Raw genomic sequence first — 18,905 nt, forward strand, 5'->3', positions numbered from 1 at the left:
GCTTACCCGGCCTACGATTTGTGCCGTTATCGGGTTTTGTAGGCCGGGTAAGGCGTAGCCGCCACCCGGCACCAACCACAAGGTTAGAAGTTATAACCTACAACCAGGTAACCACCCCAACCGGTAGAACGGACGCTGAAATCGCCGTTACCGAAGTTCAGGCTCGCGTCGTCGTTCCACTGACCACCGTTATGCCAGTAACGCGCAACAACAGAGTAGTGCCAGTGATCGTAGTTCAGCGCCAGGATGTGGCTGGAAGCGATGGAGTCGTTGGTGCGCGCTTTTCTGCCGTTCAGGTCGCGGAAATCGTTGTCGCCCAGGTCTGAGCCCCAGTCAAAGTTGGTGAAACCGATGTAGCTCAGGTTGCCGCCCCACAGCTGGGTGATTGGCACAAAGTATTTCACTTTGAAACGGTAGCCGTCCCACTCGTTTTCGTTCGCGGCACCGTAGTTCTGCCACTGGTACTTCGCGTACACGTTCATGGACAGGCTCATTGGCAGACCGGTATCGATGTCCGTACCCAGACCCATGTACCAGGTGCTCTGACGACCGGACTTGTTACGGCCCATGTCGTAGATATAGTTGTTTGCGAAGTACCACTCTTTGAACGGACCAAACGCCAGGCTGGTGCCCGTCAGCTTATCAATAGAGAAGCGTGGTTCGATCTCCATGAACAGCGGAGAACCGTGGTTCCAGATACCTTTCGCGTCGGTGTTACCACCGAAGAAGACCGGTGCATCCATATATCCATAGAAATCAAACCAGTCTTTCTTGGCGAACGCTTCGTATTCCAGATAGGTATCGTTGCGGATCTGAGGTCCGAAACGGGTGTGGTAGCTGCCAACCACGTTAACGCTCTGGTGCCACCAGTCGGAGAGGTATTGTGGTTTATCGTTTTCCGCTGCGTTAACAGTGAAAGAGGAGGAGAGTGCCAGTACAGCACCCGCTGCGAGTAATGTTTTTTTCATAATCATGCCACTGATTGAAATTCCCTTCCGGGAGTGAAAAATGCGCGATTTGCGTATCAAAATATTTCGTGTTTCTGCGGAGCCTATTATAGGAATCCTTGCTCACAAAAATATGTGTTGTTTCACATATCTCTCACATGCGTAATCGATTGCGTTCACGTTTGCGTACTTTAAACGGCCGGGATTGTAACGGCAAACATTTATGTTGCCAATCCATACGAAATGTAAATGTTAGCGGAGTGACATTTCACTCCGCTAAAAGGGCAGGTTATTGCGCGGCGGGTTGAATGTCGTGAATGCGGATAAAGCCCAGCTGTTCTGGAGTGAGTCCGCTAAGCTGTAGCGGGATATCAACATCGCTCGGGGCCAGCGTGCTGGCGGGGGCGGTGAAGAGCTGATTCTTCACGTTCACTTCCTGGTAGCTTTCTGTGGTGCCCTGAATCTGGCCCCACTCTACGGTGCCGCTGAATGCGGGAAGCGGATCGTTGGATTCACCCTGAATGCGTAATGTTGCGCGAGTACCATCGGCATTCGCTGCAACATTCACCATAGACATCTTTAACGTGCCAATCTGGCTGTTCAGACGCGCGGGCGTTTTGGCACCCGGCAGCAAATAGACGCCGCTGCTGGATTTCGCATTCAGCGCATTTTGCTGGGTGATTTTCACGGTCTCTTTGTTCAGCTTGTCCATGGCCGCATTGAGCGTGTTCACGCTTTGTTTCATTTCGCGGACTTCAGTTTGCTGTGCACAGGCGCTTAGGGTAAAGAGGCTCCCCACCAGCAGAATTCTCAGGTAACGTCTTGTCATTGCGTTTATTTCCTTGAAATAACGGATCTCCTTTATGGTAGCCAGCTTCAGTGTGTCTGACATAGATCCTTTGTCTCAAAAAGCTCTTCCTTTGTTGTCAGGCCAGATCAGGGTAAAATGAAAATCAGTTAACCGGATTACAGGGATACCGTATGCATTGCCCATTCTGCTCCGCTGTGGATACCAAAGTCATCGACTCTCGCCTGGTGGGCGAAGGGTCTTCCGTACGCCGTCGCCGACAGTGTCTGGTGTGCAACGAGCGTTTCACGACCTTTGAAGTTGCAGAGCTGGTAATGCCGCGCGTGGTGAAAAGTAACGATGTGCGCGAGCCGTTCAATGAAGAAAAGCTGCGCAGCGGAATGCTGAAAGCTCTCGAAAAACGGCCTGTCAGTGCAGACGATGTCGAAATGGCGTTAAATCACATTAAGTCTCATCTTCGTGGCTTAGGAGAGCGCGAGGTGCCGAGCAAAATGATCGGCAACCTGGTGATGGAACAGCTGAAAAAGCTCGATAAAGTCGCCTATATCCGCTTCGCCTCTGTCTACCGCAGTTTCGAAGATATCAAAGAGTTCGGCGAAGAGATCGCCCGCTTACAGGATTAAGCCCATGCAGGACGAGATGTACATGGCACGAGCCATGAAGCTGGCGCAGCGTGGTCGTTTTACTACCCACCCGAACCCGAATGTAGGGTGCGTTATTGTCAAAGATGGCGAGATCGTGGGCGAAGGTTACCACCTTCGTGCGGGCGAGCCCCATGCCGAGGTGCATGCCTTGCGCATGGCGGGCGAGAAGGCGCGCGGTGCAACGGCCTACGTTACGCTCGAGCCCTGCAGCCATCACGGGCGTACGCCGCCGTGCTGTGAGGCGCTGATTGCGGCGGGTGTGTCGCGCGTGGTTGCATCAATGCAGGACCCGAATCCGCAGGTGGCCGGACGCGGGCTGTATCGACTCCAGCAGGAAGGCATTGACGTCAGCCACGGGTTGATGATGCAAGATGCGGAAGCGATTAACAAAGGCTTCCTGAAGCGTATGCGTACCGGGTTCCCGTACATTCAGCTCAAGCTGGGTGCCTCGCTGGACGGTCGTACGGCGATGGCAAACGGCGAAAGCCAGTGGATCACCTCGCCGCAGGCAAGGCGCGATGTGCAACGTCTGCGTGCGCAAAGCCATGCTATTCTCACCAGCAGTGAAACCGTTTTGGCTGACGATCCTGCCATGACCGTGCGCTGGGACGAACTGAATGCCGATACCCAGGCGCTTTACCCGCAGGAGAACCTGCGTCAGCCGCTGCGCATTATTATTGATAGCCAGAACCGCGTGACGCCGGATCACCGCATCGTGCAGCAGCCGGGTGAAACCTGGATTGCCCGCACGAAGGAAGATACGCGTAAATGGCCGGAAGGCGTGCGCAGCATCATGGTGCCGGAGCATAACGGGCACCTGGATTTAGTGGTGCTGATGATGTTGCTCGGCAAGCAGCAGGTCAACAGCATCTGGGTCGAAGCCGGGCCTACGCTCGCCGGTGCGCTCTCACAGGCTGGGCTGGTGGATGAACTGATTGTCTACGTTGCGCCTAAACTGTTGGGCTGTGACGCGCGCGGCCTGTTTGTGCTGCCTGGCCTTGAAAAACTGGCCGACGCACCACAACTCAGATTCAGCGAGATTCGTCCGGTGGGTCCGGATGTCTGCCTCCATTTAACGACAGCGTAATTGCTCCCGAAATAGGGAAGCAGGGCGCAAAGTATTATGATAAAATCCGCCCCCCTGCGGGGCCAAATGAACCCGTAAAGGAAGAGTATGAACATTATTGAAGCTGCTGTAGCTACCCCGGACGCTCGCGTCGCCATCACCATTGCGCGTTTCAACAACTTCATCAACGACAGCCTGCTGGAAGGTGCGATTGACGCCCTGAAACGTATCGGCCAGGTTAAAGATGACAACATTACCGTTGTTTGGGTTCCAGGCGCTTACGAACTGCCACTGGCGGCGGGCGCGCTGGCGAAAACCGGTAAATACGACGCGGTGATTGCGCTGGGTACTGTTATTCGTGGCGGCACTGCGCACTTCGAATACGTTGCGGGCGGTGCAAGCAATGGTCTGGCTCACGTTGCACAGGATGCTGAAATTCCTGTCGCATTCGGCGTGCTGACTACCGAAAGTATTGAACAAGCCATCGAACGTGCTGGCACTAAAGCCGGTAACAAAGGTGCAGAAGCTGCACTGACCGCGCTTGAAATGATCAATGTATTGAAAGCCATCAAGGCCTGATTTTTTTGTAAGGGGAATTCCGTGAAACCTGCTGCTCGTCGCCGCGCCCGTGAATGTGCCGTTCAGGCGCTTTACTCCTGGCAGTTGTCCCAGAACGACATCGCTGATGTTGAATACCAGTTCCTGTCAGAACAGGACGTGAAAGACGTCGATGTTCTGTACTTCCGTGAACTGCTGTCGGGAGTGGCGACTAATAGCGCGTATCTCGATGGTCTGATGAAGCCATACCTGTCTCGTTTGCTCGAAGAGCTGGGCCAGGTGGAAAAAGCAGTGTTGCGTATCGCGCTGTTTGAGCTGTCTAAACGTGATGATGTGCCGTACAAAGTGGCCATCAACGAAGCGATCGAACTGGCGAAAACCTTCGGCGCTGAAGACAGCCACAAATTTGTAAACGGCGTACTTGATAAAGCAGCACCTGCGATCCGTCCCCACAAAAAGTGATCCGCAAACCGGAGTTCTGCATTGCCTGACGGGCAGTGCGGCTCCGGTTTTTTCTTTTATTTGCTGAGGCATAACGTATGGCATGCGGCGAATTCTCCCTGATTGCCCGTTATTTCGACCGTGTCAGAACCTCTCGTCTTGATGTTGAAACCGGCATTGGCGATGACTGTGCACTTCTCAATATTCCCGAAAAACAGACGCTGGCAATCAGCACCGACACCCTGGTGTGCGGACGTCATTTCCTGCCCGATATCGATCCTGCCGATCTTGCGTATAAAGCGCTGGCGGTGAACGTTAGCGATTTGGCGGCAATGGGTGCCGATCCTGCCTGGCTGACGCTGGCTCTGACGCTGCCAGAGGTAGATGAAGCCTGGCTGGAAGCGTTTAGCGACGCGTTGTTTGAACAGCTGAATTATTACGATATGCAGCTGATTGGCGGTGATACCACTTCCGGGCCACTGTCGATGACGCTGGCGATCCACGGCTATGTGCCGCTCGGCCGCGCGCTGAAGCGTTCAGGGGCAAAACCGGGCGACTGGATCTATGTGACCGGTACGCCGGGTGACAGCGCAGCAGGGCTGGCGATCCTCCAGGATCGCTTAACCGTGAAGGACGCCGACGATGCGGCGTATCTGGTGAAACGCCATCTGCGGCCGACGCCGCGTATTCTGCACGGTCAGGCGCTGCGCGAGCGGGCAAGCTCGGCTATCGATCTCTCTGACGGGCTTATCTCAGATCTCGGCCATATCCTGAAGGCCAGCGGTGTCGGCGCGCGCGTTGACCTGGATCTGTTCCCGCTGTCAGAGGAACTGCTTCGTCATGTGGAACCTGAGCAGGCGCTGCGCTGGGCGCTCTCCGGTGGTGAAGACTACGAACTGTGCTTCACGGTACCTGAGCTCAACCGTGGCACGCTGGATGTGGCCTTAGCGCATCTTGGCGCGAAATTTACCTGTATTGGTCAGATCATGCCGGAGAGTGAAGGGCTGAAGTTTGTGAAAGACGGTGCGCCCGTTACGCTTGACTGGAAAGGGTACGATCACTTCGCGTGAGTTTGTGCGCTCTGTATTGCCGGGTGGCGGTTCTGCCTTACCCGGCCTACAAAAGATGGGGCTTATTTAAACCCCACCACCGGATGCTGCTGATACGGCGTCTCCAGCTCGGCAACCTGCTCCGGCGTTAGCGTGATATCCACCGCATTCAGCAGTTCGTCAAGCTGCTCTTCCCGGGATGTGCCAATAATCGGCGCCGCGACGCCGCGCTTACCCAGCAGCCACGCCAGCGCCACCTGAGCGCGGGTGGCACCCGTATCGTCGGCGATCCCGGCTAAGCGTTCGGCAATCAATGCATCGCTAGCCTCTGTTCCTTCGTAGAGATTTTTTCCCACTTCATCCGAGACCAGACGGGCCGTGGTTTCACCCCACGGACGGGTTAAGCGGCCGCGTGCCAGCGGGCTCCACGGGATCACCGCCACACCCTCCTGATGGCACAGCGGCAACATTTCGCGCTCTTCTTCACGATAGATCAGGTTGTAGTGATCCTGCATGGTGACAAAGCGCGCCCAGCCGTGCTGCACCTGGAGATCCAGCGCCTGGGCAAACTGCGACGCGTGCATCGACGACGCGCCGATGTAGCGCGCTTTACCGGCTTTCACCACGTCATTGAGCGCCTCAAGCGTCTCCTCGATCGGCGTGTTGTAATCCCAGCGGTGAATTTGCAGCAGGTCGACGTAATCCATGTTCAGACGCCTGAGGCTGTCATCAATGGAGCGCAGGATCTGCGCGCGAGAAAGGCCCTGAGGCAGGTCGCCCACCGGATAGTAGACCTTGGTGGCAACCACGATCTCATCCCGCCGGGAAAAGTCGCGCAGAGCACGGCCAACAATCTCCTCGCTGCTGCCATCGGAGTAGCTGTTGGCGGTGTCAAAGAAATTAATACCGCCTTCAATGGCGCGTTTGATAATTGGACGACTGCTCTCTTCCGGCAGCGTCCAGGCGTGGTTTCCCCGATCCGGTTCGCCAAAGGTCATGCAGCCCAGGCAAAGTCGGGAAACCTTAAGGTCCGTTTTTCCTAACGTAGTGTATTGCACGGTTCCGCTCCTGCTGTTTTAAACATGAGGTTTAAGCATAGCAGGAGCGGAAAAGGGGGAGGGGTTATGCCAGCCAGCTGCGGATTTTGGCTTCGATACCTGCGGCATCCAGACCAATCGCCGCGCGGGCTTCGTCCTGCGTGCCTTGTGGAATGAAGTAATCAGGCAATCCAAGATTCAGCACCGGAACGGCTTTACGGTTTGCCATCAGCACTTCGTTTACGCCGCTGCCCGCGCCGCCCATGATGGCGTTTTCTTCCAGCGTGACCAGCACGTCGTGGCTTTCCGCCATGCTCAGGATCAGGGACTCATCGAGTGGCTTAACGAAGCGCATATCCACCAGCGTGGCATTCAGCGTTTCGGCCACTTTTGCCGCTTCCGGCATCAGCGTGCCGAAGTTCAGGATTGCCACTTTCTCACCGCGACGCTTCACCAGGCCTTTACCGATCGCCAGTTTTTCCAGCGGCTGAAGTTCAACGCCCAGGGCATTACCGCGCGGATAACGAACCGCGCTCGGACCGTCCTGATAGTGGTAGCCGGTAAACAGCATCTGGCGACATTCGTTCTCGTCGCTCGGCGTCATGATCACCATGTCCGGGATGCAGCGCAGGAAAGAGAGATCAAATGCCCCCTGGTGCGTCTGACCGTCGGCACCCACAATGCCCGCGCGGTCGATAGCAAACAGCACCGGCAGCTTCTGGATGGCAACGTCGTGAATAACCTGATCGTAGGCGCGCTGCAGGAAGGTGGAGTAAATTGCCACCACCGGCTTGTAACCACCAATCGCCAGACCCGCCGCAAACGTCACCGCGTGCTGCTCGGCGATGGCGACGTCAAAATACTGGTCAGGGTATTTTTTGGAAAACTCGACCATGCCGGATCCTTCACGCATGGCGGGCGTCACAGCCATCAGCTTGTTGTCTTTGGCTGCGGTTTCACACAGCCAGTCGCCGAAGATTTTCGAATAGCTCGGCATGCCGCCGCTGCTTTTTGGCAGACAGCCGCTGGTATGGTCAAATTTCGGAACCGCGTGGAAGGTGATCGGATCTTTTTCCGCCGGTTCGTAGCCACGCCCTTTTTTGGTCATGATGTGCAGGAACTGCGGGCCTTTCAGGTCGCGCATGTTCTTGAGCGTGGTCACCAGTCCCAGTACGTCATGGCCGTCGACCGGGCCGATGTAGTTAAAGCCCAGCTCCTCAAACAGCGTGCCCGGCACCACCATACCTTTAATGTGTTCTTCGGTACGCTTGAGCAGCTCCTTAATCGGCGGTACGCCGGAAAAGACTTTTTTGCCGCCTTCGCGCAGCGAGGAGTAAAGCTTGCCGGAAAGCAGCTGTGCCAGATGGTTGTTCAGCGCACCCACGTTCTCGGAGATCGACATTTCGTTATCGTTAAGGATAACCAGCATGTCCGGCTTGATATCACCCGCGTGGTTCATGGCTTCGAAGGCCATACCTGCGGTGATGGCACCGTCGCCAATCACGCAGACGGTACGGCGCTGTTTGTTCTCTTTTTCTGCGGCAACGGCAATACCGATGCCCGCAGAAATGGAGGTGGAGGAGTGACCGACGCTCAGCACGTCATACTCGCTCTCGCCGCGCCACGGGAACGGGTGCAGGCCGTCTTTCTGGCGAATAGTGCCAATTTTATCGCGACGACCGGTCAGAATTTTGTGCGGATAGGCCTGATGGCCTACATCCCAGATGAGCTGATCGAACGGCGTGTTATAGACGTAATGCAGCGCCACGGTCAGCTCAACCGTGCCAAGCCCGGAGGCGAAATGGCCGCTTGAGCGGCTAACGCTGTCGAGCAGGTAGCGACGCAGTTCGTCGCACAGCTTCGGCAGGCTCTCTTTCGGCAACAGGCGTAGCTCCTGGGTGGAGTCAACTAACGCCAGTGTCGGGTATTTGGCAATATCAAAACTCATCAAAGGCTCATCGAGATAGGTTGTTTATTTATCACGCTGGATTATGTAGTCCGCTAGCGCTTCCAGTGCCGAGGTATCCAGCGATTGCGCGGCCAGCTGATTAAGCGACTGGCGGGCATCCTCTATCAGGTCCCGGGCTTTACGTTGGGCTTGCTCAAGACCCAGCAGGGCGGGGTAGGTACTTTTGCCAAGCTGCTGGTCCGCACCCTGACGTTTACCCAATGTTGCAGTATCGCCCACCACATCCAGAATGTCATCCTGAACCTGGAATGCCAGACCGATACTTTCTGCGTATCTGTCCAGAATCGGCAGGGCTTTGCGCCCGCGTTCGCCCGCGCTCAGCGCGCCCAGGCGAACGGCTGCACGAATGAGCGCACCCGTCTTATGACGGTGAATGCGCTCCAGCTGTTCCAGATTAACCTGACGACCTTCCGCCTCTAAATCCAGCGCCTGACCGCCGCACATCCCGGCGACGCCGCTGGCCATTGCCAGTTCGGAGACCATCGCCAGACGGTCGCTATCGGCCACTTCCGCCATCGGTGCATCGCTTAAAATCGAGAATGCCAGCGTTTGCAGGGCATCACCCGCCAGAATCGCATTCGCCTCGCCAAACTTAATGTGGCAGGTTGGCTGACCGCGACGCAGATCGTCGTCGTCCATGGCCGGGAGATCGTCGTGGATCAGCGAATAGGCGTGGATGCACTCCACGGCGGCTGCCGGGGCGTCCAGGGTGTTATCGCTGATACCAAACATATTCCCCGTGGCGTACACCAGGAACGGGCGCAGGCGCTTTCCACCCAAGAGTGCGCCATAGTGCATGGCTTCAACCAGTGGAGTGTTCTGAAAAGGCTGCGGTTCAATGAAACGGCGCAGGGCATCATTGGCGCGAACAACGCGCGCCTGAAGCGCGTTAGCAAAATCCATTTACTCGGCGTCCGGTGTGAAAGGCGTGGTTTTCGCGTCTTCGCTGTCGGAAAGCAGGATCTGCACGCGCTGCTCGGCCTGCTGCAGTTTAACCTGCCCCTGGCGCGCCAGCTGCACGCCACGTTCGAATTCGTTGAGCGCTTCTTCCAGCGGGAGATCGCCGCTCTCAAGACGGGTAACTATCTGCTCCAGCTCACTCAGCGCAGTTTCAAAACTGGCCGGTGCGTCGTTTTTCTTCGGCATAGTGAATTGACTCTTATATTCTTCGCCCCATCATGGTAACGGACTCGGGGCAATTATCAAATAACGCGAGCGGCGCGATGGTGGTATACTTGCGCGCCTGGATGCAGCCACGGGTGTGGGCTGCTGTATTATTTTCCATTACAAGCCTTAATACGCTTGCCTAAGAAACATTGCCGCCATGAAGTTTATCATTAAATTGTTCCCTGAAATCACCATCAAAAGCCAATCTGTGCGTTTGCGCTTTATTAAAATTCTCACCGGGAACATCCGTAACGTATTAAAGCACTACGACGAAACCCTCGCCGTGGTGCGTCACTGGGACCACGTGGAAGTACGCGCCAAAGACGAAAACAAACGTCTTGATATCCGCGACGCGCTGACCCGTATTCCGGGTATTCACCATATTCTGGAAGTGGAAGACGTCCCTTTCACCTCTATGCACGACATCTTCGAAAAAGCGCTGGTCCAGTACCGCGACCAGATCGAAGGTAAAACCTTCTGCGTGCGCGTGAAGCGCCGCGGCAAGCACGAATTCAGCTCCATTGAAGTGGAACGTTACGTGGGCGGCGGTCTGAACCAGCACGTCGAGTCTGCGCGCGTGCGTCTGACCAACCCGGACGTGACCGTGAACCTGGAGATCGAAAACGATCGCCTGCTGCTGGTAAAAGGCCGCTACGAAGGCATCGGCGGCTTCCCGATCGGCACTCAGGAAGACGTATTGTCGCTGATCTCCGGCGGCTTCGACTCCGGTGTCTCCAGCTATATGCTGATGCGTCGCGGTTGCCGTGTGCACTACTGCTTCTTCAACCTGGGCGGCGCGGCGCATGAAATCGGCGTTCGTCAGGTCGCACATTACCTGTGGAACCGTTTCGGCAGCTCGCATCGCGTGCGTTTTGTGGCAATCAACTTCGAACCTGTGGTCGGCGAAATCCTTGAGAAAGTAGATGACGGCCAGATGGGCGTGGTGCTGAAGCGCATGATGGTGCGTGCGGCGTCTAAAGTGGCTGAACGCTACGGCGTGCAGGCGCTGGTCACCGGTGAAGCATTAGGCCAGGTTTCCAGCCAGACGCTGACCAACCTGCGTCTGATCGACAACGTGTCTGATACGCTGATCCTGCGTCCGCTGATCTCCCACGACAAAGAGCACATTATCGACCTGGCGCGCGAAATCGGCACCGAAGATTTTGCCCGTACTATGCCGGAATACTGCGGCGTGATCTCAAAAAGCCCAACGGTGAAAGCGGTGAAGGCGAAGATCGAAGCGGAAGAAGAGCACTTCGATTTCAGCATTCTGGAAAAAGTGGTGGCGGAAGCGTCCAACATTGATATCCGCGAGATTGCCCAGCAGACCGAGCAGGAAGTCGTTGAAGTTGAAACCGTGAGCGGTTTCGGCGCTAACGATGCGATCCTGGATATCCGCTCTATTGACGAGCAGGATGACAAGCCGCTGAAGGTTGAAGGTGTCGACGTGGTCTCTCTGCCGTTCTACAAGCTGAGCACCAAGTTTGGCGATCTCGACCAGAGCAAAACGTATCTGCTGTGGTGTGAGCGCGGGGTGATGAGCCGCCTGCAGGCGCTGTATCTGCGTGAGCAGGGCTTCGCGAATGTGAAGGTGTATCGCCCGTAGTTTCTCGCCCGGTGGCGCTTCGCTTACCGGGCCTACGGTACCGTGCATTTGTAGGCCGGGTAAGGCGTAGCCGCCACCCGGCTTTTTTCATGCACTACTCTTCATAGTAGTTATAAATCCCCGCCGGCATCACCAGCGATGACGCCACTTCGTACGCCTTCTCGCGCCCGACCAGCAGATCAATAATCTTCAGCGCAAAATCAATCGCGGTGCCCGGCCCCTGGCTGGTGAGCAGGTTGACGCGCGGATCCCAGACGACGCGTTTATCCACCCAATGCTCTTCCGGGATCGTATTCTTAAGCCCCGGGAAGCCGGTCATGTTGCCGATGGGAAAGATATCGTGCGGCACCAGAACCGTTCCTGCTGCGGCACAGATAGCGGCGACGATGCGGCCGGATAAATGAAATTGACGCACGGTCTCGACCAGCAGCTGGCTGTCGCGAAAACACTCCGCGCCTTTCAGGCCACCAGGCAGCACGATGATGTCGTAATCTCCGTCAGCCACCTGTACCAGCGGTGCATCCGCCAGGATTTTCACCCCGCGTGAACAGGTGATTGCCAGATTACCGTCGCTGGCGACGCTGGCGGTGGTGACCTTAATGCCGCCACGCACCATCAAATCGATAGTGGTGACGGCTTCCATCTCTTCGCTACCAGGGGCGAGACAGATCAGTGCCGACGCGCTCATATTCACTCTCCTTACGTTTAACCAGATCATACAGACGGGCGTTTTCCGGCACGGCGATGCCGTGCGCGCGGGCGCGTTTTAGCAGATAGCCAGTGATGTAGTCGATCTCCGTGTGGCGTAATGCCCGAACATCCTGCAACATCGAGGAGATGTTTTCTGCCGTACTATCAATAACCTGCTCGACATAATAGCGCAAATCATCCGCCGAGGTATGCAGGCCTTCACGTTCAATCACCGAGGCGACTTCTTCACACAGCGTGGCAATCTCATGAGGATGGTTTTTCAGCTCACCGTTCGGGCAGTCCCACAGCGCTGTCAGCGGATTGATCACGCAGTTCACCGCCAGTTTGCGCCACAGCTGAGGGCGGATGTTATTGTGCCAGGCGACGTCTGGCAGCACTTTCTGTAACACGTCCGCCAGATAACTGTAGTCGCCGTCCTGCTCGCGGGCCGGACCGATATGGGTTACGCCGCTGGCAACGTGGACGATGATGTTGCCATCCCGACGCGCGGCATGGGTGGTAATGCCCATCAGCAGAGGCTGCGCGGTGCTTTTCAGTTCATCAAGGGTTCCCATGCCGTTGTGCAGCAGCAAAATGGGCGATGTCGGGGGGAGCTGGGCCGCCAGGGCTTTTACCGCATCTGAAACCTGCCACGCTTTCAGCGTGACCAGCAGCAGATCGCTTTGCGCCAGAAAATCCGGATCGTTGGCGGTAAGGGATTCGTTAAAGATACTTCCGTCTTCATCAATCAGGTTTACACTGCAATAGGGCTGAGGCACGCGCAGCCAGCCCTGCACTTCGTGTCCGTGCTTACATAGCGCGGTCAGCCATAGCTGACCCAGAGCGCCGCATCCGAGCACTGTAATTTTCATTGTTCCTCCTCACCTGCAACTGCGCCAGGTGTTACGGCCTAAGTATAGCGCCGTCGACTATGCTTTTGAGTTATGCCTTGTTGCGGGTATTATGCAACGCAACAAAAGTGAAGGGAGAAGAAAAGATGCCATCTTTCGATATTGTTTCCGAAGTTGATATCCAGGAAGTTCGCAACGGCGTGGATAACGCAAGCCGTGAAGTTGAGTCTCGTTTTGATTTTCGTGGCGTTGAGGCGACGTTTGAGCTGAACGACGCAAATAAGACCATTAAGGTACTGAGCGAGTCAGATTTCCAGGTTAACCAGCTGCTCGACATTCTGCGCGCCAAGCTGCTGAAGCGCGGCATTGAAGGTACCTCGCTGGACGTGCCGGAAGAGTTTGTCCACAGCGGCAAAACCTGGTTCGTGGAAGCGAAGCTGAAGCAGGGCATTGAGAGCGCGGTGCAGAAGAAGATCGTGAAGCTCATCAAAGACAGCAAGCTGAAGGTGCAGGCGCAAATCCAGGGCGAAGAGATTCGCGTGACCGGGAAATCTCGCGACGATCTGCAGGGCGTGATGGCGCTGATCCGCGGCGGCGATCTGGGACAGCCGTTCCAGTTCAAAAACTTCCGCGATTAAGACAAAAAAATGCCCGGTTCAACCGGGCATTTTTCTAAGCTTTCAGGGCCTGCTCCACCTCGAAGCGGTTGGTCACCTTGCTGTCTATTTTAACGTAAGCGCTACGTTCCTCCGGAACTATCAGCACTTCTGTCACGCCTTCTTTTGCTTCCAGACGCTGTTTGAGCACATCACTGACGTCTATCTCTTCCGGAATTTCCACGCGCAGGCTGCTCACGTAGCGCGGCTCTTTCATGGTGCTGGCAACCAGCAGCCAGACCATCGCCAGCAGCGCACCGGCCAGGAACACGGTTTGCGAATCAAACAGGCCGTCCACCCAGCCGCCGAGCGAGCCGCCAATGGCCACCCCGAGGAACTGGCTGGTGGAGTAAATGCCCATTGCCGTACCCTTATAGCCTGCCGGAGACTCTTTACTGATAAGCGACGGCAGCAGCGCTTCCATCAGGTTAAACGCCAGGAAGAACAGCTGTACGCCAGCAACCAGTTCCCAGAAGTGCGGGCCGGAGCCCCAGAGCACGATCTCGGCAATCAACAGCAGCGCCACGCAGCCCACGAAAACGCGCTTCATCTTGCGCTTCACTTCGGCGTAGATGATAAACGGCACCACGGAGATAAAGGAGATCAGCATCGTCACCAGATAGATTTTCCAGTGCTCGGCGGCGGGGAAGCCCGCAGCGGCAAGCTGGCCGGGCAGGGCGACGAATGTGGACATAAGCAGAATGTGCAGGCACATAATACCGAAATTCAGCTTGAGCAGGCGCGGCTCGACAATCACTTTGCTAAAGCAACCTTTCACCATTCCTGATTCACGGTTCAGAACGTGGTTTTTGCTGTCCGGCACCACCCACAGCGTAAGCGCGATCCCGATGGTCGCCAGCACGGCAATCATCCAGAACAGGGCGTGCAGCCCCAGTGTGTGGGTGATGATAGGGCCAAGCACCATTGCAATCGCAAACGTCACGCCAAAGCTGACGCCGATAAAGGCCATTGCCTTGGTGCGGTTCTGCTCGCGGGTGAGATCTGACAGCAGCGCCATCACCGCGGCGGCAATCGCGCCGGAACCCTGAAGGGCGCGACCGAGAATAATTCCCCAGATGGAGTGGGAGAGGGCGGCAATTATGCTACCGAGTATAAAGACCAGCAGACCACCGACAATCAGTGGCTTACGACCAACGCGGTCCGAAAGCAGACCAAAAGGAATTTGAAATATCGCCTGGGCCAGACCGTAGATACCAATCGCCAGGCCAATCAACGCTTCACTGGCCCCCTGCAGCGCCATGCCGTACGTGGTCAGAACAGGCAGGACCATAAACATGCCAAGCATCCGTAGCGAGAAAACAGTCCCTAAACCCCAGGTCGCGCGCAGTTCGCCTGGCGTCATTTTGTAATCGTTCATTACCACCTCAGTTCAAAAGCAGGCACTAGTTTAGGCGGGGTGTTAATTGCGGTAAATAGGTGTTTGTTTAATAGATATTACCGTCGTGCAAAACCGCGTCGGGTGGCGGCGATGCCTTACCCGACCTACCGATCCCGTAGGCCCGTGCAAGCGTAGCGCCGCCGGGCAAAAAAAAAGCCAGGTGATTAACCCGGCTTTTTCAATTCAGCACACTTACCAGACGTAAGTGAGCAGGCTGTGTGAATCTGGCACCATAAAATCTACGGACATCATCACGGAAAGCGAGGTGATGGCGACAATCGAGAACACAAACAGTTTGCGTGCCCACACTTTGTCATCTTCCACCTTGTAACCGCGCAGCGCCATACCGAGCCACCAGACGCTCACTGCCGCCGCCACGGCCAGGTATTTATACCCGGCGTAGCCGCCCAGTGAGAGCATCAGCGTTGCCACGGCAAAGGCGATGATGTACAGCGTGATGTGGTTCTTGGCTACCGAAATGCCTTTCACGACCGGCAGGACCGGGATGTTCGCTGCCTGATAATCCTTAAAGCGGAAAATCGCGATGGCATAGGAGTGCGGCATCTGCCACAGGCTAAAGATAGCCAGCAGGATCAGCGCACCGCTGTCGAACTCGTTCGTGACGGCGCAGTAGCCAATCACCGGCGGCGCAGCGCCGGAGAGAGAACCAATCAGCGTGCCGTAGACGGAGTGACGTTTCATATACAGGCTGTAGACGCCCACATACACCACGAACCCCATCACCCCCAGCCAGCAGGCCAGCGGGTTAGCTCCAAACCACAGCAGCATAAAGCCAGCAATACCCAGCAAGGTGGCGTACACCAGCGAGACGGAAGGGGCGATCAGGCCTTTCACCAGCACCCGATTTTTGGTCCTTTCCATCTTCTTGTCGATATCCATGTCGATGTAGTTGTTAAATACACAACCGGACGCAACAACCAGTGACACACCGACCAGCGTGGAGATAAAGAGGGTGTAATCAATGCTGCCCTTAGAGGCCAGCAGGAACCCTCCGATCACGGAGATCAGGTTGCCAAAGATGATGCCTGGTTTCGTTACTTGCAGGTATTGCTTAAACATACTCGCCGCTCTTAGTGAACCATCATGTTGTAGTTGAGGTTCCACATAATCCAGATGGAACCGACTACCAGGATAGCGATGATAATCACGGTAAAGATAAAGGCAGTCATATTCCAGCCTTCATCGGACTTGGTGTTCATGTGCAGGAAGCAAACCAGATGCACCAGAATCTGAATCACCGCAGTCACCAGGATTGCACCCAGGATAACCGGCTTAGACGCAGAACCGTTCATCACCATCCAGAACGGGATCACCGTCAGGATGATCGACAGGATAAAACCTGTCATGTAGGTTTTTACGCTACCGTGGGAAGCGCCATGATCGTTTGAATGACTCATTACATCGCCCCCATCAGATAAACAACAGAGAACACACAGATCCATACCACGTCCAGGAAGTGCCAGAACAGGCTCAGGCACATGATACGGGTACGGTTAGTGCTGGTCAGGCCGCGACGGGATACCTGGAACATCAGTACCGCCATCCAGATCAGACCCGAGGTTACGTGCAGACCGTGAGTACCAACCAGCGCGAAGAACGCGGACAGGAAGCCACTGCGATCCGGACCAAAACCTTCCATGATCAGGTGATGGAATTCATAGATTTCCATCCCGATAAATCCAGCACCAAACAACCAGGTCAACGCCAGCCAGGAGACAACCTGGCTCTTGTTGTTTTTGTACATGGCGATAGCTGCCATGCCGTAGGTGATGGAGCTGAATAACAGCAGTGCGGTTTCAACCAGAACGAACGGCAGTTCAAAGATGTCCTTACCGGTCGGGCCACCCGCTGTGCCGTTCACCAGAACGGCATAGGTTGCGAACAGACAGCAGAACAGAATGCAGTCGCTCATCAGGTAGATCCAGAAACCGAAGACTTTCATCGGTCCTGTATCGTGGTGCGCATGCTCATGCGCGTGGGCAGTTGAGTGCGCCAGAGTATCAGTTGCCATTTTTCAGCCCCGCTTTAGAAATCTCGTCGAAATGCTGATTTTCCAGCTTTTCAACTTCACGGACTGGTACGTAGTAGTCCACGTCCTCGTCAAAGCTCTTCACAATCCAGCTGATGACGATGCCAGCGAAGCCAACAATCGCCATCCACCAGATGTGCCAGATCATTGCGAAACCAAATACCGTTGCGAAAGCGGCAATCACGATGCCCGCGCCGCTGTTTTTCGGCATGTGGATCTCTTCGTAATGAGCTGGTTGCTTGTACGCTTCACCTTTTTCTTTCATTTCCCAGAATGCGTCGCGTTCATGGATCTGCGGCACAACGGCGAAGTTATAGAACGGAGGTGGAGAAGAGGTTGCCCACTCCAGCGTACGGCCACCCCATGGGTCACCGGTCAGGTCACGGTTCTGATCGCGGTCGCGAATAGACACGTAGAACTGAATCAGCTGAGACGCGATACCACAGGCAATCAGCACTGCGCCGCCCGCTGCAATCATCAGCATTGGGTGGAACTGTGGATCAATCTGTTGGCTCAGACGACGGGTCATACCCATGAAGCCCAGCACGTACAGCGGCATGAATGCGACGAAGAAACCGATGATCCAGAACCAGAACGCGCGTTTACCCCATTTTTCGTTCAGCGTGAAGCCGAACGCTTTTGGCCACCAGTAGGTTACGCCAGCGAAGCAGCCGAAGACCACGCCACCGATGATAACGTTATGGAAGTGCGCAATCAGGAACAGACTGTTGTGCAGAACAAAGTCAGCACCCGGTACCGCCAGCAGTACGCCGGTCATCCCACCTACGGAGAAGGTCACGATGAAGCCGATGGTCCACAGCATGGCTGAGTGGAACACGATACGGCCCTGGTACATGGTGAACAGCCAGTTGAAGATCTTCACCCCGGTAGGGATGGCGATAATCATGGTCGTAATACCGAAGAAGGCGTTTACGTTCGCGCCCGCACCCATGGTGAAGAAGTGGTGCAGCCAAACGATGAACGACAGAACGGTAATACAGACGGTTGCCCACACCAGAGAGGTGTAACCAAACAGACGTTTACGCGAGAAGGTTGCAGCGATTTCGGAGAACACACCGAAGACCGGCAGAACCAGGATGTACACTTCCGGGTGACCCCAGGCCCAAATCAGGTTGATGTACATCATCATGTTGCCACCCATATCATTCGTGAAGAAATGGGTGCCCAGGTAGCGGTCCAGGGTCAGCAGCGCGATGGTGACGGTCAGAATTGGGAAGGACGCAATGATCAGGATGTTGGCGCACAGAGATGCCCAGGTAAATACCGGCATCTTGAACATGGTCATGCCAGGGGCACGCATCTTGATAATGGTCACGAAGAAGTTGATACCGGTCAGGGTCGTACCAACACCGGAGAGCTGAAGCGCCCAAATCCAGTAGTCGACACCAACGCCCGGACTGTATTCAATTCCCGACAGCGGCGGGTACGCCAGCCAGCCGGTCTGAGCAAATTCGCCCACACCCAGTGACAGGTTAACCAGGATTACGCCGACAACCGTGAACCAGAAGCTCAGGTTGTTCAGGAACGGGAACGCCACGTCGCGCGCGCCGATTTGCAGCGGAACGACAACGTTCATCAGACCGATAACCAGCGGCATCGCCACGAAGAAGATCATGATAACGCCGTGGGCGGTAAAGATCTGATCGTAGTGGTGCGGCGGCAGGAAGCCGGCTTCACCCGCCGAGGCGAGCGCCTGCTGGCTACGCATCATGATCGCATCCGCAAAGCCACGAATTAACATGACGATACCGACGATGCAGTACATGATACCGAGTTTTTTGTGGTCAACCGAAGTCAGCCACTCATTCCACAGGTAGCTCCACTTACCGAAGTAAGTGATCAAGCCCAGTAAGGCTGCGCCACCGATGATAATTGCAGCCACCGTAACCACGATAATGGGTTCATGGTAGGGCACTGCATCCAGTGTCAATTTTCCGAACATTTTC

General features: G+C 55.6%; 20 protein-coding genes. 7 read left to right on the plus strand and 13 right to left on the minus strand.

Features of this window, described 5'->3' with window-relative positions:
* Positions 1-83: 83 nt before the first annotated feature.
* Together N2K86_RS04690 and N2K86_RS04695 are read right to left on the minus strand one after the other, a co-directional pair.
* The gene (locus N2K86_RS04690) at positions 84-968 is read right to left on the minus strand and encodes a nucleoside-specific channel-forming protein Tsx (protein ID WP_032642482.1); all 885 of its coding nucleotides are present in this window, start codon (positions 966-968) and stop codon (positions 84-86) included.
* 268 nt (positions 969-1,236) lie between these two features.
* Entirely contained in the window at positions 1,237-1,776 is a 540-nt protein-coding gene (locus N2K86_RS04695; protein WP_260660645.1) for a DUF3251 domain-containing protein, read from the minus strand.
* A 152-nt stretch (positions 1,777-1,928) separates the two neighbouring features.
* Here N2K86_RS04695 and nrdR point away from each other — a divergent pair, with 152 nt between their 5' ends.
* The 5 genes from nrdR (at position 1,929) to thiL (ending at position 5,534) form a co-directional block, all read left to right on the plus strand.
* The gene (gene nrdR / locus N2K86_RS04700; RefSeq protein WP_006176872.1) at positions 1,929-2,378 is read left to right on the plus strand and encodes a transcriptional regulator NrdR; all 450 of its coding nucleotides are present in this window, start codon (positions 1,929-1,931) and stop codon (positions 2,376-2,378) included.
* A 4-nt stretch (positions 2,379-2,382) separates the two neighbouring features.
* Positions 2,383-3,486, plus strand: coding sequence for a bifunctional diaminohydroxyphosphoribosylaminopyrimidine deaminase/5-amino-6-(5-phosphoribosylamino)uracil reductase RibD (ribD, locus tag N2K86_RS04705; RefSeq protein ID WP_260660646.1), 1,104 nt, complete (start codon positions 2,383-2,385; stop codon positions 3,484-3,486).
* 87 nt (positions 3,487-3,573) lie between these two features.
* Positions 3,574-4,044, plus strand: a complete 471-nt coding sequence (gene ribH, locus N2K86_RS04710; RefSeq protein WP_006176874.1) for a 6,7-dimethyl-8-ribityllumazine synthase — start codon at positions 3,574-3,576, stop codon at positions 4,042-4,044.
* Positions 4,045-4,065: 21 nt separating this feature from the next.
* Positions 4,066-4,485, plus strand: a complete 420-nt coding sequence (nusB, locus tag N2K86_RS04715; protein WP_006809908.1) for a transcription antitermination factor NusB — start codon at positions 4,066-4,068, stop codon at positions 4,483-4,485.
* A 77-nt stretch (positions 4,486-4,562) separates the two neighbouring features.
* On the plus strand, positions 4,563-5,534 hold the full coding sequence (gene thiL / locus N2K86_RS04720) for a thiamine-phosphate kinase (protein ID WP_260660647.1): 972 nt from the start codon (positions 4,563-4,565) through the stop codon (positions 5,532-5,534).
* Between the two features lie 62 nt (positions 5,535-5,596).
* On the opposite strand, the gene N2K86_RS04725 is transcribed toward thiL, so the two are convergent.
* The 4 genes from N2K86_RS04725 to xseB all read right to left on the minus strand — a co-directional run bounded on the left by N2K86_RS04725 (position 5,597) and on the right by xseB (position 9,665).
* Positions 5,597-6,571, minus strand: a complete 975-nt coding sequence (locus N2K86_RS04725; RefSeq protein WP_260660648.1) for an aldo/keto reductase — start codon at positions 6,569-6,571, stop codon at positions 5,597-5,599.
* A gap of 64 nt (positions 6,572-6,635) precedes the next feature.
* Positions 6,636-8,498: a 1-deoxy-D-xylulose-5-phosphate synthase gene (gene dxs, locus N2K86_RS04730; protein WP_260660649.1), complete on the minus strand. Its 1,863-nt coding sequence runs from the start codon at positions 8,496-8,498 to the stop codon at positions 6,636-6,638.
* A gap of 24 nt (positions 8,499-8,522) precedes the next feature.
* Positions 8,523-9,422, minus strand: a complete 900-nt coding sequence (ispA, locus tag N2K86_RS04735) for a (2E,6E)-farnesyl diphosphate synthase (protein WP_260660650.1) — start codon at positions 9,420-9,422, stop codon at positions 8,523-8,525.
* Positions 9,423-9,665 (minus strand): exodeoxyribonuclease VII small subunit, encoded by a 243-nt coding sequence (gene xseB, locus N2K86_RS04740; protein ID WP_008503331.1) that lies wholly within the window; start codon positions 9,663-9,665, stop codon positions 9,423-9,425.
* Between the two features lie 178 nt (positions 9,666-9,843).
* On the opposite strand from xseB, the gene thiI reads away from it, so the two are divergent.
* Positions 9,844-11,292, plus strand: a complete 1,449-nt coding sequence (thiI, locus tag N2K86_RS04745; RefSeq protein ID WP_260660651.1) for a tRNA uracil 4-sulfurtransferase ThiI — start codon at positions 9,844-9,846, stop codon at positions 11,290-11,292.
* 94 nt (positions 11,293-11,386) lie between these two features.
* On the opposite strand, the gene yajL is transcribed toward thiI, so the two are convergent.
* Entirely contained in the window at positions 11,387-11,980 is a 594-nt protein-coding gene (gene yajL / locus N2K86_RS04750) for a protein deglycase YajL (RefSeq protein ID WP_260660652.1), read from the minus strand.
* Positions 11,943-12,854 (minus strand): 2-dehydropantoate 2-reductase, encoded by a 912-nt coding sequence (gene panE / locus N2K86_RS04755; RefSeq protein ID WP_260660653.1) that lies wholly within the window; start codon positions 12,852-12,854, stop codon positions 11,943-11,945. The genes yajL and panE overlap by 38 nt, the downstream gene beginning before the upstream one ends.
* 125 nt (positions 12,855-12,979) lie before the next feature.
* Here panE and N2K86_RS04760 point away from each other — a divergent pair, with 125 nt between their 5' ends.
* A complete protein-coding gene (locus N2K86_RS04760) occupies positions 12,980-13,471 on the plus strand; it encodes a YajQ family cyclic di-GMP-binding protein (RefSeq protein WP_042320808.1) in 492 nt (163 codons plus the stop codon).
* A gap of 34 nt (positions 13,472-13,505) precedes the next feature.
* On the opposite strand, the gene N2K86_RS04765 is transcribed toward N2K86_RS04760, so the two are convergent.
* The 5 genes from N2K86_RS04765 to cyoB form a co-directional block, all read right to left on the minus strand.
* Positions 13,506-14,867, minus strand: a complete 1,362-nt coding sequence (locus N2K86_RS04765; RefSeq protein WP_260660654.1) for an MFS transporter — start codon at positions 14,865-14,867, stop codon at positions 13,506-13,508.
* A gap of 213 nt (positions 14,868-15,080) precedes the next feature.
* The gene (gene cyoE / locus N2K86_RS04770; protein ID WP_260660655.1) at positions 15,081-15,968 is read right to left on the minus strand and encodes a heme o synthase; all 888 of its coding nucleotides are present in this window, start codon (positions 15,966-15,968) and stop codon (positions 15,081-15,083) included.
* A gap of 11 nt (positions 15,969-15,979) precedes the next feature.
* Positions 15,980-16,306 carry a cytochrome o ubiquinol oxidase subunit IV gene (locus tag N2K86_RS04775; protein WP_006809888.1) on the minus strand — a complete coding sequence of 109 codons (327 nt, stop codon included), beginning with the start codon at positions 16,304-16,306 and terminating at the stop codon, positions 15,980-15,982.
* On the minus strand, positions 16,306-16,920 hold the full coding sequence (locus tag N2K86_RS04780) for a cytochrome o ubiquinol oxidase subunit III (protein ID WP_006176900.1): 615 nt from the start codon (positions 16,918-16,920) through the stop codon (positions 16,306-16,308). The genes N2K86_RS04775 and N2K86_RS04780 overlap by 1 nt, the downstream gene beginning before the upstream one ends.
* Positions 16,910-18,901, minus strand: a complete 1,992-nt coding sequence (gene cyoB, locus N2K86_RS04785; RefSeq protein WP_109082406.1) for a cytochrome o ubiquinol oxidase subunit I — start codon at positions 18,899-18,901, stop codon at positions 16,910-16,912. The genes N2K86_RS04780 and cyoB overlap by 11 nt, the downstream gene beginning before the upstream one ends.
* Between the last annotated feature and the right edge of the window lie 4 nt (positions 18,902-18,905).

This window comes from Enterobacter mori (assembly GCF_025244905.1).
Classification (GTDB): domain Bacteria; phylum Pseudomonadota; class Gammaproteobacteria; order Enterobacterales; family Enterobacteriaceae; genus Enterobacter; species Enterobacter mori_A.